Source organism: Lonepinella sp. MS14435, from assembly GCF_042485795.1.
Lineage (GTDB): Bacteria > Pseudomonadota > Gammaproteobacteria > Enterobacterales > Pasteurellaceae > Lonepinella.
This window is the reverse complement of sequence record NZ_CP169368.1, coordinates 2,196,698-2,212,993: the sequence shown is the minus strand read 5'-3', so window position 1 is coordinate 2,212,993 and position 16,296 is coordinate 2,196,698. Positions and strand designations below refer to the sequence as shown.

Genomic DNA, 16,296 nt, shown 5'->3' with positions numbered 1-16,296 from the left:
ATTTTATTAGAAGATTGGTTAAAACCCCTTGAGAAATGTCGAATGGTAACCCCGTGAGGCGGTCTAGTATTGTTCTTTTGCCCCCAGTTTTCCCCTTTAAAAAAATAAATCTTTGTGATCTTGATTCCAAAATTGAACTAAAAAATCTTGTCATATTTTGACCGCAGTTAATAATACACCTTAATTTTTAAATTTGATTAAAGGGGAATTATTATGCAACAGCATGGACGCTATCTTGATCTCACTACCGATTATGGTTTTAAACATGTTTTTGGCATGGAACTACACAAGGATATATTAATTTCTTTTCTAAATGAGCTTTTCAAAGGCAAGAAGGTTATCACCGATTTAGTGTACAATAAAAATGAACATGTTGGTGATACGTTAAAATTAGGTTCGGTGATTTTTGATTTAACTTGTACTACGGATGATGGTAGTCAGTTTATTATTGAAGTGCAACGTAGTGAGCAAGATAAATTTAAAGAACGCACGATTTATTATGCCTCTAAACTGATCAGTGACCAAGCACCAAAAGGAAAACGGCACGAGTGGGGGTATGTGATCACAGAAGTCTATGTGATTGCAATTATGGATAATTTCCATTTCTCTGACACGAAAGATTATTTGCACGATATTTGCCTTTGCAACAGGCAGACAGGGGAAATTTTTTATGATAGACTGGGATTTATCTACATAGAATTACCAAACTTTAATAAAACCAGTGAACAATTAACAAGCGTGCTAGAAAAATGGTTGTTTGTACTGAAAAATATGGTAAAACTCAACAAGTTACCCAATTTTCTAGATGATCCAATTTTTCAGAAATTATTTCAAATTGCGGAATATAGCAACTTAAGCAAGAGGGAAAAAGCAATGTACGATGTCAGTTTAAAACGTAAATGGGACGAATATTCTTTACTCACTTCAGCGACGAATAGAGGAATTCGGCAAGGATTGCAACAAGGTTTACAACAAGGTTTGCAACAAGGGCTACAGCAAGGGCGACTAGAAACTTTGAAAGAAAATGCCCAAAATATGCTGGCTTTGGGTTTAGATCTGGAGATTATTTCTAAATCTGTGGGTTTGTCCATTGACGAAATCAAAAAGCTATGCAATTAGATTTTGAATTCAGATTTGTCACGTTTGGAGTAAATACGGCTTTCTATGTTATAAAACAAGAAACCCAATCACTTGCGTGATTGGGTATGGATTTAAAAAATGCCTTGGTGAGGCAAAATTATTATTTTTTACCCACAAATACCCCAAAGGAATCAGAGCGTTCAAATGTTCCGCCCACTTCTTCAGCTGTTGAACCGTAGAAATTACCTTTCAAGCCACTGCCTGTATCGCTATCGGTCCAGTTAGCTGTGAAACCATTACTTGATACATTACCTTTAAATGGTTGAGCAGCAGTTGTTGGTGCACCATTACCATTGCGGATTTGACCTTCAATGGTTTTATCACCGAAGTCAACATCGGCGGTAAAGTTACCTGTAATCGCACCAGAAGTTTGGAATAAGTTGTTGGAAATGTCGCTGGCAAAGCGTAGGAAGCCACCGTTGTATGTTGCTTTACCCGTAGTTGGTACGGCGGTTGATTCAGTTGGTGTACCTTGAACAAACAGATACTGATTAGCACCTGCTACCACTGCACCTGCAACGACATTGGCAAATTCATAAGAAGCATCAGAGCTATCGCTAGTACGTTGAGACGTAATCACATTTGCACCCGTAAAGTTTAAGCTGGATCTTGTACCATTGCTTTCACCTTTGTCAGTATAGTACACGCTTTTCACAAAGCTCGGATTGCCAGAAGCAATTTTTGTTTTTGCTGTACTTAACGGAATTTCGACACCGTCAACGGTAATTTTGTCAAAATTAGCGGCATCATAAGACACAGAAGTTTTTACATTAAAGCTATTTTGAGCAGTTCCTGCTGGTACGACATAGGAAGTAGTTTCAGGGACGCTAGTTTCAGGTGTATCAGTTTTAGGTGTATCAGTTTTAGGTGTACCAGGTTCAAGGGGGGTACCAGCTTCAGGGTCACCAATTTCAGGGTTACCAATTTCAGGGTTATCAGTTTCAGGGGTACCAGTTTCAGGGTTACCAGTTTCAGGGTTACCAGTTTCAGGGGTACTAGCTTCAGGGGTACTTTCTTCAGGGGTGCTTTCTTCAGGGGTACTTTCTTCAGGGGTACTTTCTTCAGGGGTACTTTCTTCAGGGGTACTTGCTTCAGGGGTACTTGCTTCAGGGGTACTTGCTTCGGGGGTACTTGCTTCAGGGGTACTGGTTTCTGGTGGGTTTTTGGTAACATTTGAATCATCACCGCCAGAAGACGATGAACCACAAGCTGAGAGTGCGAGGGCACAAGCGATAACAATAGCAGTGAGTTTGAATGGACTTTGCATGGAAAAGCTCCTTGATAATAATGACATAATAGTTCGGGAAATACAGCTTCACATTCACTGTATTTAAACTTACTTAGTGGCTTGAACTTAGATAGCTTCGTGGTTAAATGTTGATGTAATAACATTGCTCACAACTGTGCCACTACAAACTTTGTTTGCCACACAAAGAATCCGTTTAAAATAAAAATGATTCTTATTAAGGATAATAAGTGACTTTTTAAAACTTGTAAAGTGTTATTGAATTGCATTTGAGAGGATTTTTTATTTGATGGCATTATCCTTTTTAATACAGCGATAAGGAATAAACCATTAAAATACCCCAGTCCACAACTGCAAACTGGGGCTTAAAAGCAGGGAGTAATGGTAGGTTATTCTGTTTTTTGTTCCGCAATAAACACACCAAATGAATCAGAACGTTCAAATTGTCCTGCCATTTCTGTTGCGGCTGGACCGTAGAAGTTACCTTCTAAGCCTTTACCAGTGTCTTTATCATCCCAAGTGGCAGTGAAACTATTGCCAGCCAATGTTCCCGTGAAGTCTTGCTGTGTTGCACTTCGACCTGGATCACGCAAGAAACCAGTGATGGTTTTGTTACCAAAGTCAACGGTTGTTTCAATTCTACCCGTCAACACGCCAGTTTCTTGGAATAGGTTGTCTTTGTTGGTGTCCATAAAGCGTAATGTACCACCTGTGTAGTAAGCTGTGCCAGTTGTTGGCGTATCCGTACTTTTCGCACCTTGAACAAAGAGGTAGTCTTCGCCATTGACTTTGGCAGCACCAACTACAACATGCTCAAAGTTATGTTTATTCACATAGTTTGCATTGGCACTACCATCATTGGTTGATACAATTAAAGAGGAATCTTTGACATTGAGATTATAACGAGCAACTGCCTGACCGAGAGCTGAGTCAGTATTGAATACAGGGTGAACTGCTCTTGGATTACCTTGTGTGGCGTTCACAGTTGCTTTGGCTAAATCAATTTCTACGCCATCAACGGTGATTTTGTCAAAAGTTGCTTTTTTAGGAGATGTTGATACTTTCACACCAAAGCTATTTTCTTCAATTTTAGTGGATTTACCAGAACTGGATGAGCTACAAGCAGTAAGTGCAAAACTACAAGCGATAAGAATAGCAGTGAGTTTGAATGGGATTTGCATGGAAAAACTCCTTAGATAATTAAAAAATAGATCAAAAAGCACCGCACTTTGTTTAGCGTGCTTACGATGACTTAGTGGCTTGAACTTCAATAGCTTCATGGTTAAACCTCGATACAATAATATTGCCTACCACTTTGCTTGCCACACAAAGAATCATTTTAAAAATGAAAATGATTCTTATTAAGATAATAAGTGATTTGTTAGGGTTTGTAAAGTATTATTGAATGTCGTGTGAGAGGATCTTTTTGTAAGCTCTTGCTTTATTTTAGGACAGTAAGGTACAAATAAAAAAACCGAACCCTTTGAATATGGTTCGGTTAGTTATTATGGTAGGGCTTATATACACCCTTAACGCTGATTGGTCAATTAGCCTTTGTAATTATAAACGTGAGCCACTAAGTCTAATACTTTGTTTGAGTAGCCAGTTTCGTTGTCGTACCAAGATACTAATTTAACGAATGTATCAGTTAATGCGATACCTGCGTCTGCATCGAATACAGAAGTTTCAACAGCACCGTTGAAGTCTGTAGAAACTACCGCATCTTCAGTGTAACCTAAAACGCCTTTTAATTCGCCGTTGAAAGTTTTACCTTCAGAGGCATCTTTGATGGCTTTTTTGATTTCATCATAGCTTGCTGGTTTTTCTAAGTTTACTGTTAAATCAACGACAGAAACGTTGGTAGTAGGAACACGGAACGCCATACCAGTTAATTTGCCGTTTAATGCTGGTAATACTTTACCAACTGCTTTAGCTGCACCAGTTGAAGATGGAATGATGTTTTGAGAAGCACCACGACCACCACGCCAGTCTTTGGCAGATGGACCATCAACAGTTTTTTGCGTTGCTGTGGTTGCGTGAACAGTGGTCATTAAACCGTCTTTGATACCGAAAGTTTCGTGGATAACACGAGCTAATGGTGCTAAACAGTTTGTGGTACAAGAAGCGTTAGATACAATATCTTGACCTTTATAATCGTTGAAGTTTACACCATTTACGAACATTGGTGTGTTGTCTTTAGATGGACCAGTTAAAACGACTTTTTTTGCACCTGCAGTAATGTGTTTACGTGCAGTTTCATCAGTTAAGAATAAACCCGTTGCTTCAACAGCGATATCAACACCGATGGCACCCCAGTTTAGGTTTGCAGGGTCACGCTCAGAAGTAACACGGATTTCTTTGCCGTTTACCACTAATTTGCCATCACGTACTTCAACAGTACCGTTGAAACGACCGTGAGTTGAATCGTATTTTAACATGTAAGCCATGTAATCAACGTCGATTAAGTCGTTGATACCTACAACTTCAATGTCTGAACGTTGTTGTGCTGCACGGAATACGATACGACCGATACGACCGAAGCCGTTAATACCAATTTTAATTGCCATAAGATTTTCACCTATATTTAAAGTTAAACAAAAGTTGTACAGTTCATTACTTCCGAGAAGTTAACTAGCTGTCCGTTTTTGATTATAGCACATTTTTTATTAATAACGAAATAAGACGAGTAAGGATCGTATAAACTTTTTGTGATCTCGATCAAATTTTTGGGTTAAATTATTATTGAAAATTTTTACCGCACTTTATAATTTATAATGATTTTTAGATCGCCTAACGGCATAATAAGAAAAACAATTTAATCATTAAGGGGAAAAGGATGGCTCAAGGTAATTTATATATTTTATCGGCACCGAGTGGAGCGGGAAAATCATCATTGATTGCAGCATTGCTAGAACAAGATCAACAAAAAAAAATGATGGTGTCGGTTTCTCATACGACACGTCAACCCCGACCGAGGGAAATTGATGGCGTGCATTATTATTTTGTGTCTGTGTCAGAGTTTGAAAGCCTGATTGAACAGGGGGTGTTTTTAGAATACGCCAAAGTTTTCGGAGGGAATTATTACGGTACATCTTTACCTGCCATTGAAAAAAATCTTGCTCAAGGTATTGATGTTTTTTTGGATATTGATTGGCAGGGGGCAAGACAAATTCGGCAAAAAGTGCGGTCAGTAAAAAGTATTTTTATTTTACCCCCATCTTTGGAGGAATTAGAACGTCGTTTAATTGGACGTGAGCAAGATAGCAAAGATGTGATTGCTCAACGAATGGCAAAGGCAATGGATGAGATTTCGCATTATGATGAATATGATTATGTGATTATAAACGATAATTTTGAGCAAGCATTAATGGATTTAAAAAGTATTTTGCGAGCAGGAAAACTCACGTTAGACCATCAAAAACAGGAAAATCCACGCTTAATTAACGAATTACTAGCAAAATAGCTTGCAGTTTAGTATTATGTTTTTCCTTTGATTGAAAAAATATTAACTATTATTGGAGTAAAATATGGCTCGCGTTACTGTACAAGATGCGGTTGAAAAAATTGGCAATCGTTTTGATTTAATCTTAACGGCATCTCGCCGTGCAAGACAATTACAGTTAAATCAATCTGAACCTTTGGTACCAGAAGAAAATGATAAACCTACTGTAATTGCTTTAAGAGAGATCGAAAAAGGATTGATTAATAACGATATTATGAATTCTCAAGAACGCCATGATGCGTTTGCATATAGCGAGAAAGAACATCAAGCGACAGCATTCGTGACGGAATAAGTGCGGTGAATTTGTCATTATTTTAGGCTCGCTGTTTGAAATGAGGTCAGTAAATATGATTTTTTTTGAACCGTTAGAAAAGATTATTCAGGAATATTTACCTGCTGAACAAATTGAATTAATTAAAAGTGCATTCCTGATGGCAAAAGATGGGCATGATGGTCAATTTCGTTCAAGTGGTGAGCCTTATATTACCCACCCTGTTGCTGTAGCTTGCATTATCGCTGAAATGCACCTAGATCACGAAGCAGTGATGGCAGCATTATTGCATGATGTCATTGAAGATACCCCTTATACGGAAGAACAACTGACAGCTGCCTTTGGGAAAAGTGTGGCAGAAATTGTGGACGGCGTATCAAAATTAGATAAGCTCAAATTTCGTACTCGTCAAGAAGCTCAAGCGGAAAGTTTCCGTAAAATGATTTTAGCCATGACGAAAGATATTCGTGTGGTGTTAATCAAACTTGCCGACCGAACCCATAATATGCGTACTTTAGGTGCGTTACGCCCCGATAAACGTCGTCGTATTGCTAAAGAAACCTTAGAAATTTATAGTCCTTTGGCTCATCGCCTAGGTATTGAACACCTCAAAAATGAGCTAGAAGATTTGTGTTTCCGAGCTATGCACCCTCAGCGTTATGCCGTATTACAAAAAGTGATTCAGATTGCTCGAGGTAAGCGTCAAGAACTCATTCAGCCAATTTTAGATGAATTACAAGATCGTTTGCAAAACGTGCCAATTATGGCTCGAGTATTTGGACGGGAAAAACCGTTGTTTTATATTTATCAAAATATGAAACAACGAGATCAAGAATTCCGTTATATTTTAGATATTTATGATTTTCGTATTGTAGTTAATACAGTGGATGAATGTTATCGTACCTTGGGTATTGTACATAGCGCGTACAAACCAAGAGCAGGACAATTTAAAGATTATATTGCAGTGCCGAAAGCTAACGGCTATCAAGCCCTACACACTTCTACGATTGGACCAAAAGGTGTATCAGTGGAGATCCAAATTCGTACGGAAGAAATGGATAATATGGCGGAAATGGGGATTACCGCTCATTGGGTGTATAAAGCAGATGGTAAAAATGATAGTACCACCGCACAAATTAAGGCTCAACGCTGGTTACAAAGCCTCATAGAATTACAGCAAAGTGCGGGGAATTCTTTTGAATTTATTGAAAGTGTGAAGTCGGATTTATTCTCCCACGAAATTTATGTATTTACGCCAAAAGGGCGAATTATAGAATTGCCACAAGGTGCAACGGCGGTAGATTTTGCTTATGCAGTGCATACAGATGTAGGTAATAAATGTGTTGGTGCTCAAGTTGATCGGGAAGATTATCCGCTTTACCAACCGTTATCCTCAGGGCAAACGGTGGATATTCTTACTGCGGATAATGCTAGACCACAAGAAAATTGGTTACATTCTGTGGTAACTGGCAGAGCGAAATCTAAAATTCGTCAAGAGTTAAAAAATCTTGAAGAACAGACCGCAGTTTCTGTTCATTCCGCTAAACTACGTATTTTGGCAAATTGTTGTCACCCGATTTTAGGTGATCCAATTTGTGCCTATGAAGATGAACACAATAGATTGGTTATTCATCATAAAAATTGTGCGACCTTAGCCTGTCATCAAGGGCATTTCTCAGTGGTAGATTGGGCTGATCATATTACAGACCAGAATTTCGAAGTGGAATTACGCATTGAAATGAAAGAGCAACAAGCCTTAGGCTTTATCATGACGGCGTTAGTATTAATGCGAAGTCAGGTACATAGTATTTGGACGGAAGAAGATGGTCAGAGTAGTTTTGCAGTATTAGTGATAACGACACAAAATACTAAACATTTAGCTAAAATTATCCGTAAACTTCAACATATTACTGGCGTGGTTCGCGTTGAACGTAATATCAATGCGTTATCTTAGTTATGAGCCTACAACTGCTTGATGCTATTCCACTCACCACGTTATCGGGCGTTGGAACGGCAGTTTCGGCTAAATTAAGTCGTCTCGGGATCAATAATTTACAAGATCTTTTATTTCATTTACCCGTTCGATATGAAGATCGTACTCATATCACACCCATTGCCGATCTTCGTCCTGAACAATACGCCACCATTGAAGCCGTGGTGCAAACCTGCGAAGTCCAATTCGGTCGCCGTCCGATTTTAACCGTGAGCCTGTCTGATGGCACATCTAAAATCATGCTGCGTTTCTTTAATTTTAACGCAGGAATGAAAAACAGTTTCCAAATCGGTGTGCGAGTGAAAGCCTTTGGCGAAGTGAAACGTGGTCGTTTTATGGCGGAAATTCATCACCCCGAATACCAAATTATTCGGGATAATCAGCCTTTGCAATTAGATGAAACGCTCACGCCCATTTATGCCACCACGGAAGGCTTAAAACAAAATTCCCTACGCAAACTCACTGATCAAGCTATTGAATTATTAGACAAGATTCAAATTGTTGAGATTTTGCCTAATGAATTTAATCCAAATCCTTTTAGCTTAAAAGATGCCATTCGCTTTTTACATCGTCCACCGCCCGATATTTCGCTAGAAATACTCGAAAAAGGACAACACCCTGCTCAAGTGCGGTTAATTTTTGAAGAATTATTGGCACATAATTTGGCAATGCAAAAAGTCCGCTTAGGCACGCAACAGCATTATGCTTTGCCGTTGCATTATCAAACGGAGCTAAAACAGCGTTTTCTGGCTCAATTACCGTTTAAACCGACCGATGCACAAAACCGAGTGATGGTAGATATTGAGCAAGATTTGGCATTAGATCACCCCATGATGCGATTAGTCCAAGGTGATGTAGGATCGGGCAAAACACTGGTGGCAGCCCTTGCTGCCTTGGTTGCTATTGATAACGGCAAACAGGTTGCCTTAATGGCACCTACCGAAATTTTAGCCGAGCAACACGCCCAAAATTTCCGCCGTTGGTTTGAGCCGTTGGGGATTGAAGTAGGTTGGTTAGCAGGCAAAGTGAAAGGCAAAGTTCGTACCGCAGAGCTGGAAAAAATCCAAACGGGAGCGGTTCAAATGGTGGTCGGCACTCACGCTTTATTTCAACAAGAGGTGGAATTTGCCAATTTAGCTTTAGTGATTATTGATGAGCAACACCGTTTCGGCGTACATCAACGCTTAATGTTGCGAGAAAAAGGCGAAAAAGCAGGCTTTTATCCGCACCAATTAATTATGACCGCCACCCCGATTCCGAGAACGCTGGCAATGACGGTGTATGCGGATCTTGACACCTCCATTATTGACGAATTGCCCCCAGGGCGAACGCCAATTACTACGGTGGTGATGTCCGAAGAACGCCGAGCGGAAATCGTGGCACGGGTGCATAACGCTTGTACGGTAGAAAAACGCCAAGCCTATTGGGTCTGTACTCTGATTGACGAAAGCGAAGTATTAGAAGCTCAAGCTGCCGAATCCATTGCGGAAGATTTGCGTAAGGCGTTGCCACAATTACGCATTGGCTTAGTTCACGGACGGCTAAAACCTGCGGAAAAACAAGCGATTATGCAATCTTTCAAAGATGCCGAACTGGATTTGTTGGTGGCAACTACGGTGATTGAAGTGGGGGTAGATGTCCCTAATGCGAGCCTGATGATTATTGAAAATGCCGAACGCTTGGGCTTATCGCAGTTGCACCAATTACGTGGACGGGTAGGGCGTGGTAGCACGGCATCTTTTTGCGTGCTAATGTATAAACCGCCACTCGGCAAAATTTCACAAAAACGTCTGCAAGTGTTGCGAGATAGTCAAGACGGCTTCGTAATTTCCGAGCGGGATTTGGAAATTCGGGGTCCTGGGGAAGTGTTAGGAACCAAACAAACAGGTGTGGCGGAATTTAAAGTCGCCAATTTAATGCGAGATCGAAAAATGATCCCGACAGTACAACATTATGCGAAACAACTGATTGTAAAATACCCCGATGTGGCAGAGGCGTTGATTAAACGCTGGTTAAATAATAAAGAGATATATAGTAACGCCTAGGGGAAGCAGATCCTAAAGTGCGGTGCTTTTTGAGAAGATTTTATGACAACTATACTTTTATATGACTCTGGAATGGGTGGCTTAACCATCTACGATGCCGTGCGTGAGCGTTTTCCCAACGCTCGCTATTTATACTGCCTAGACAACGCCTTTTTTCCCTATTCGGAAAAATCCACCGCCTTACTGATTGAACGAGCGGAAAAAATTATCGGGACGTTGGCGACACAATTTCACATTGATATAGTGGTGGTGGCATGCAATACAGCCAGTACCGTGGTATTACCTGCCTTGCGAGCGAAATTCGCCTTTCCCGTGGTGGGAACCGTGCCAGCCATTAAGCCTGCGGCGAAATTGTCGCAAAGCAAAGTGATCGGCTTATTGGCGACCAAAGGTACGGTAGAACGGGATTATGTGACGGATTTAATTGAAAAATACGCTCCGAATTGTGTAGTAGAGAAAATTGGATCTACAGCTTTAGTAGAAATTGCCGAACAAAAACAGCAAACGGGCAAGGTGGATTGGGAACGATTAACCAATGAGATCAAAACATGGCAAAAAATCACCGCACTTGATACTGTGATCTTAGGCTGTACGCATTTCCCACTGGTGAAAGAGGAATTACAGCAATTATTGCCTCAAGTAAAATTTTTTGTGGATCCTGCGGAAGGCATTACCAATCGAGTAGCGAGTTTATTGCCTGATGTAGATGATGAAGAAAATGAAAATTTAGCATTTTGTACCCAACGACCAAATGATTTTTTAGACAAACAAAAAGTATTAAAAGATTGGGGGTTTAGTCATCTTATACAGCTTGAAGTTTAAAATATCATCATTCAAGCAGAATTTTAGATTTTTTTACAAAAAACACTTGCAAAGGATTTCCAGATCTCTATAATACGCTGCACACAACGACACGCTGTTGTGAAAATTGAAAATCAAACAGTGTGTCGTTTTATTTTCGCTTTAAAACAGCGATTTGTTCTTTAATAATTTATCAGACAATCTGTGTGGGCACTTGTTGATTGACTAGTTTTAAAAAATTAAATAAAACTTGAAGTCTTGATAGGTGCTTAACTTAGAAATTCATTAACTTTTCATTTTTTTTGAGAGTGAGAAGAAAGATTTAGAAGCAAGCAGTTTATTGAGCGATCGAACTTAAATTGAAGAGTTTGATCATGGCTCAGATTGAACGCTGGCGGCAGGCTTAACACATGCAAGTCGAACGGTAGCAGGAAGTACTTGTACTTTGCTGACGAGTGGCGGACGGGTGAGTAATGCTTGGGAATCTGGCTTATGGAGGGGGATAACTACGGGAAACTGTAGCTAATACCGCGTAATATCGGAAGATTAAAGACTGGGACTTTTAGCCAGTTGCCATAAGATGAGCCCAAGTGGGATTAGGTAGTTGGTGGGGTAAAGGCCTACCAAGCCGACGATCTCTAGCTGGTCTGAGAGGATGACCAGCCACACTGGAACTGAGACACGGTCCAGACTCCTACGGGAGGCAGCAGTGGGGAATATTGCGCAATGGGGGTAACCCTGACGCAGCCATGCCGCGTGAATGAAGAAGGCCTTCGGGTTGTAAAGTTCTTTCGGTGGTGAGGAAGGTAGTTGTTTTAATAGAACAGCTAATTGACGTTAACTACAGAAGAAGCACCGGCTAACTCCGTGCCAGCAGCCGCGGTAATACGGAGGGTGCGAGCGTTAATCGGAATAACTGGGCGTAAAGGGCACGCAGGCGGTTACTTAAGTGAGATGTGAAATCCCAGAGCTTAACTTTGGAATAGCATTTCAGACTGGGTAGCTAGAGTACTTTAGGGAGGGGTAGAATTCCACGTGTAGCGGTGAAATGCGTAGAGATGTGGAGGAATACCGAAGGCGAAGGCAGCCCCTTGGGAAGATACTGACGCTCATGTGCGAAAGCGTGGGGAGCAAACAGGATTAGATACCCTGGTAGTCCACGCTGTAAACGATGTCGATTTGGGGATTGGGCTTTAGGCTTGGTGCCCGTAGCAAACGTGATAAATCGACCGCCTGGGGAGTACGGCCGCAAGGTTAAAACTCAAATGAATTGACGGGGGCCCGCACAAGCGGTGGAGCATGTGGTTTAATTCGATGCAACGCGAAGAACCTTACCTACTCTTGACATCCATAGAAGAACTTAGAGATAAGTTTGTGCCTTCGGGAGCTATGAGACAGGTGCTGCATGGCTGTCGTCAGCTCGTGTTGTGAAATGTTGGGTTAAGTCCCGCAACGAGCGCAACCCTTATCCTTTGTTGCCAGCATGTAGTGATGGGAACTCAAAGGAGACTGCCAGTGATAAACTGGAGGAAGGTGGGGATGACGTCAAGTCATCATGGCCCTTACGAGTAGGGCTACACACGTGCTACAATGGTGCATACAGAGGGCGGCAAACCTGCGAGGGGGAGCGAATCTCAGAAAGTGCATCGTAGTCCGGATTGGAGTCTGCAACTCGACTCCATGAAGTCGGAATCGCTAGTAATCGCAAATCAGAATGTTGCGGTGAATACGTTCCCGGGCCTTGTACACACCGCCCGTCACACCATGGGAGTGGGTTGTACCAGAAGTAGATAGCTTAACCGGAAGGGGGGCGTTTACCACGGTATGATTCATGACTGGGGTGAAGTCGTAACAAGGTAACCGTAGGGGAACCTGCGGTTGGATCACCTCCTTAGTAATCAGAGGACAGATGACAGAAGACAGAAGACAGAAATGTCAGGTCACTGTGATATTGTTACTCTAAGAAACGAAGCGACAGCAAGTGTTCACACAGATTGTTTGATAAAAAGTAGAAAAGAAAGAAAAAAAAGACCGCACTTTAAACTATTGCTTACTAGGTCGAGCAAGCGAAACGAATGAAACGAAAAAGAAGTGCGAAGACAACAAATTATCTTTACCTGTTGTCCCCATCGTCTAGAGGCCTAGGACATCGCCCTTTCACGGCGGTAACCGGGGTTCGAATCCCCGTGGGGACGCCAATTAAAGATGATTCGGTAGATAAACAAGAAATGGATTATCTATATTATTTTCTTATTGTTCTTTAAAAAATTGGAAACAAGCTGAAAACTGAGAGATTTTCGAAAGAAAGTCTGAGTAGAAGAAAAAAATCTTGACTGAACAAAAGCAGTCAAGTGTTTAGTTGAAACGCAATATCAAGTGTTCTTAAAAAAACATTTGAGGTTGTATAGTTAAGTGACTAAGCGTACACGGTGGATGCCTAGGCAATCAGAGGCGAAGAAGGACGTGCTAATCTGCGAAAAGTTTGGATGAGTCGATAAGAGGCGTTTAATCCAAGATATCCGAATGGGGAAACCCAGTAGATGAAGAATCTACTATTGTTAACTGAATACATAGGTTAACAAGGCAAACCGGGAGAACTGAAACATCTAAGTACCCCGAGGAAAAGAAATCAACCGAGATTCTGTGAGTAGCGGCGAGCGAAAGCGGAGCAGCCGTTAGTGATAATCAGTGAATAAGAAGAATGGACTGGGAAGTCCAGCGACACAGGGTGATAGCCCCGTATTTTAAAATACACTGATGGTACTAAGCTAACAACAAGTAGGGCGGAACACGAGAAATTCTGTCTGAAGATAGGGGGACCATCCTCTAAGGCTAAATACTCCTGATTGACCGATAGTGAACCAGTACTGTGAAGGAAAGGCGAAAAGAACCCCAGCGAGGGGAGTGAAATAGAACCTGAAACCGTGTACGTACAAGCAGTGGGAGCCGTAAGGTGACTGCGTACCTTTTGTATAATGGGTCAGCGACTTATATTTTGTAGCGAGGTTAACCGAATAGGGGAGCCGAAGGGAAACCGAGTCTTAACTGGGCGGCAAGTTGCAAGGTATAGACCCGAAACCCGGTGATCTAGCCATGGGCAGGTTGAAGGTTGGGTAACACTAATTGGAGGACCGAACCGACTAATGTTGAAAAATTAGCGGATGACTTGTGGCTGGGGGTGAAAGGCCAATCAAACCGGGAGATAGCTGGTTCTCCCCGAAATCTATTTAGGTAGAGCCTTGAGCGAACACCTTCGGGGTAGAGCACTGTTTCGGCTAGGGGTCCATCCCGGATTACCAACCCGATGCAAACTGCGAATACCGAAGAGTGATACTCAGGAGACACACGGTGGGTGCTAACGTCCATCGTGAAGAGGGAAACAACCCAGACCGCCAGCTAAGGTCCCAAAGTACTAGTTAAGTGGGAAACGAAGTGGGAAGGCTTAGACAGCTAGGATGTTGGCTTAGAAGCAGCCATCATTTAAAGAAAGCGTAATAGCTCACTAGTCGAGTCGGCCTGCGCGGAAGATGTAACGGGGCTAAAACTAGTCACCGAAGCTGCGGCATCAGTGGTAACACTGTTGGGTAGGGGAGCGTTGTGTAAGCGGAAGAAGGTGAGTCGAGAGGCTTGCTGGACGTATCACAAGTGCGAATGCTGACATAAGTAACGATAAAACGAGTGAAAAACTCGTTCGCCGGAAGACCAAGGGTTCCTGTCCAACGTTAATCGGGGCAGGGTGAGTCGGCCCCTAAGGCGAGGCTGAAAAGCGTAGTCGATGGGAAACGGGTTAATATTCCCGTACTTGGATAAATTGCGATGTGGGGACGGAGAAGGTTAGGCAAGCAGCCTATTGGATGGCTGTTTAAGCGTGTAGGTGGGGGATTTAGGCAAATCCGAATCCCCATTCAACACTAAGGCGTGATGACGAGCTCCTAAGGGAGCGAAGTTGTTGATACCACACTTCCAGGAAAAGCCACTAAGCTTCAGGTTTATCTAAACCGTACTGAAAACCGACACAGGTGGTCAGGTAGAGAATACTCAGGCGCTTGAGAGAACTCGGGTGAAGGAACTAGGCAAAATAGCACCGTAACTTCGGGAGAAGGTGCGCCGGCGTAGATTGTAGTCTTTTACAGATGAAGGTTGAACCGGTCGAAGATACCAGCTGGCTGCAACTGTTTATTAAAAACACAGCACTCTGCAAACACGAAAGTGGACGTATAGGGTGTGATGCCTGCCCGGTGCTGGAAGGTTAATTGATGGTGTTATCGAAAGAGAAGCACCTGATCGAAGCCCCAGTAAACGGCGGCCGTAACTATAACGGTCCTAAGGTAGCGAAATTCCTTGTCGGGTAAGTTCCGACCTGCACGAATGGCATAATGATGGCCAGGCTGTCTCCACCCGAGACTCAGTGAAATTGAAATCGCCGTGAAGATGCGGTGTACCCGCGGCTAGACGGAAAGACCCCGTGAACCTTTACTATAGCTTGACACTGAACCTTGAATTTTGATGTGTAGGATAGGTGGGAGTCAGAGAAACTTAAACGCCAGTTTGAGTGGAGACGACCTTGAAATACCACCCTTTAACGTTTGATGTTCTAACGAAATATCTGGAACGGGTATTCGGACAGTGTCTGGTGGGTAGTTTGACTGGGGCGGTCTCCTCCCAAAGAGTAACGGAGGAGCACGAAGGTTTGCTAATGACGGTCGGACATCGTCAGGTTAGTGCAATGGTAAAAGCAAGCTTAACTGCGAGACGGACAAGTCGAGCAGGTACGAAAGTAGGTCATAGTGATCCGGTGGTTCTGAATGGAAGGGCCATCGCTCAACGGATAAAAGGTACTCCGGGGATAACAGGCTGATACCGCCCAAGAGTTCATATCGACGGCGGTGTTTGGCACCTCGATGTCGGCTCATCACATCCTGGGGCTGAAGTAGGTCCCAAGGGTATGGCTGTTCGCCATTTAAAGTGGTACGCGAGCTGGGTTTAGAACGTCGTGAGACAGTTCGGTCCCTATCTGCCGTGGGCGTTGGAGAATTGGTTGGGGCTGCTCCTAGTACGAGAGGACCGGAGTGGACGCATCCCTGGTGTTCCAGTTGTTTCGCCAGAAGCATTGCTGGGTAGCTACATGCGGAAGAGATAAGTGCTGAAAGCATCTAAGCACGAAACTTGCCAAGAGATGAGTTCTCCCACACAGAAGTGTGTAAGGGTTGTTTAAGACGAAGACGTAGATAGGCTGGATGTGTAAGTGATGTGAGTCATTGAGCTAACCAGTACTAATTGCCCGAGAGGCTTAACTAT

10 protein-coding genes, 1 tRNA gene and 2 rRNA genes are annotated in these 16,296 nt (G+C 42.5%); 10 read left to right on the top strand and 3 right to left on the bottom strand.

What is annotated here, in order from left to right; all coding sequences use genetic code 11:
* Positions 1 to 213 precede the first annotated feature (213 nt).
* Positions 214 to 1,119 (top strand): Rpn family recombination-promoting nuclease/putative transposase, encoded by a 906-nt coding sequence (locus tag O1Q80_RS10495; protein ID WP_386694928.1) that lies wholly within the window; start codon positions 214 to 216, stop codon positions 1,117 to 1,119.
* A gap of 121 nt (positions 1,120 to 1,240) precedes the next feature.
* Here O1Q80_RS10495 and O1Q80_RS10490 read toward each other — a convergent pair whose 3' ends face one another.
* Entirely contained in the window at positions 1,241 to 1,648 is a 408-nt protein-coding gene (locus O1Q80_RS10490; protein WP_386696196.1) for a transferrin-binding protein-like solute binding protein, read from the bottom strand.
* A gap of 273 nt (positions 1,649 to 1,921) precedes the next feature.
* Here O1Q80_RS10490 and O1Q80_RS10485 point away from each other — a divergent pair, with 273 nt between their 5' ends.
* Positions 1,922 to 2,317: a pentapeptide repeat-containing protein gene (locus O1Q80_RS10485; RefSeq protein ID WP_386696194.1), complete on the top strand. Its 396-nt coding sequence runs from the start codon at positions 1,922 to 1,924 to the stop codon at positions 2,315 to 2,317.
* A gap of 458 nt (positions 2,318 to 2,775) precedes the next feature.
* Here O1Q80_RS10485 and O1Q80_RS10480 read toward each other — a convergent pair whose 3' ends face one another.
* Together O1Q80_RS10480 and gap are read right to left on the bottom strand one after the other, a co-directional pair.
* A complete protein-coding gene (locus tag O1Q80_RS10480; protein ID WP_386694926.1) occupies positions 2,776 to 3,567 on the bottom strand; it encodes a transferrin-binding protein-like solute binding protein in 792 nt (263 codons plus the stop codon).
* 366 nt (positions 3,568 to 3,933) lie between these two features.
* Positions 3,934 to 4,953 carry a type I glyceraldehyde-3-phosphate dehydrogenase gene (gene gap / locus O1Q80_RS10475; protein WP_386687742.1) on the bottom strand — a complete coding sequence of 340 codons (1,020 nt, stop codon included), beginning with the start codon at positions 4,951 to 4,953 and terminating at the stop codon, positions 3,934 to 3,936.
* A gap of 269 nt (positions 4,954 to 5,222) precedes the next feature.
* Here gap and gmk point away from each other — a divergent pair, with 269 nt between their 5' ends.
* The 8 genes from gmk (at position 5,223) to O1Q80_RS10435 (ending at position 16,296) form a co-directional block, all read left to right on the top strand.
* Positions 5,223 to 5,849 (top strand): guanylate kinase, encoded by a 627-nt coding sequence (gene gmk / locus O1Q80_RS10470; protein ID WP_386687740.1) that lies wholly within the window; start codon positions 5,223 to 5,225, stop codon positions 5,847 to 5,849.
* 64 nt (positions 5,850 to 5,913) lie between these two features.
* Positions 5,914 to 6,180 (top strand): DNA-directed RNA polymerase subunit omega, encoded by a 267-nt coding sequence (rpoZ, locus tag O1Q80_RS10465; protein WP_386687738.1) that lies wholly within the window; start codon positions 5,914 to 5,916, stop codon positions 6,178 to 6,180.
* A gap of 55 nt (positions 6,181 to 6,235) precedes the next feature.
* Positions 6,236 to 8,113, top strand: a complete 1,878-nt coding sequence (locus O1Q80_RS10460; RefSeq protein ID WP_386694924.1) for a RelA/SpoT family protein — start codon at positions 6,236 to 6,238, stop codon at positions 8,111 to 8,113.
* Between the two features lie 2 nt (positions 8,114 to 8,115).
* The gene (recG, locus tag O1Q80_RS10455; protein WP_386694922.1) at positions 8,116 to 10,197 is read left to right on the top strand and encodes an ATP-dependent DNA helicase RecG; all 2,082 of its coding nucleotides are present in this window, start codon (positions 8,116 to 8,118) and stop codon (positions 10,195 to 10,197) included.
* 42 nt (positions 10,198 to 10,239) lie between these two features.
* A complete protein-coding gene (gene murI, locus O1Q80_RS10450; RefSeq protein WP_386687732.1) occupies positions 10,240 to 11,019 on the top strand; it encodes a glutamate racemase in 780 nt (259 codons plus the stop codon).
* A gap of 335 nt (positions 11,020 to 11,354) precedes the next feature.
* Positions 11,355 to 12,892: ribosomal RNA gene (locus O1Q80_RS10445) — 16S ribosomal RNA — on the top strand.
* A 228-nt stretch (positions 12,893 to 13,120) separates the two neighbouring features.
* Positions 13,121 to 13,196: transfer RNA gene (locus tag O1Q80_RS10440), tRNA-Glu, on the top strand.
* 208 nt (positions 13,197 to 13,404) lie between these two features.
* Positions 13,405 to 16,296 (top strand): 23S ribosomal RNA (locus O1Q80_RS10435).
* The 16S and 23S rRNA genes sit together here with 1 tRNA gene alongside, the layout of an rRNA operon.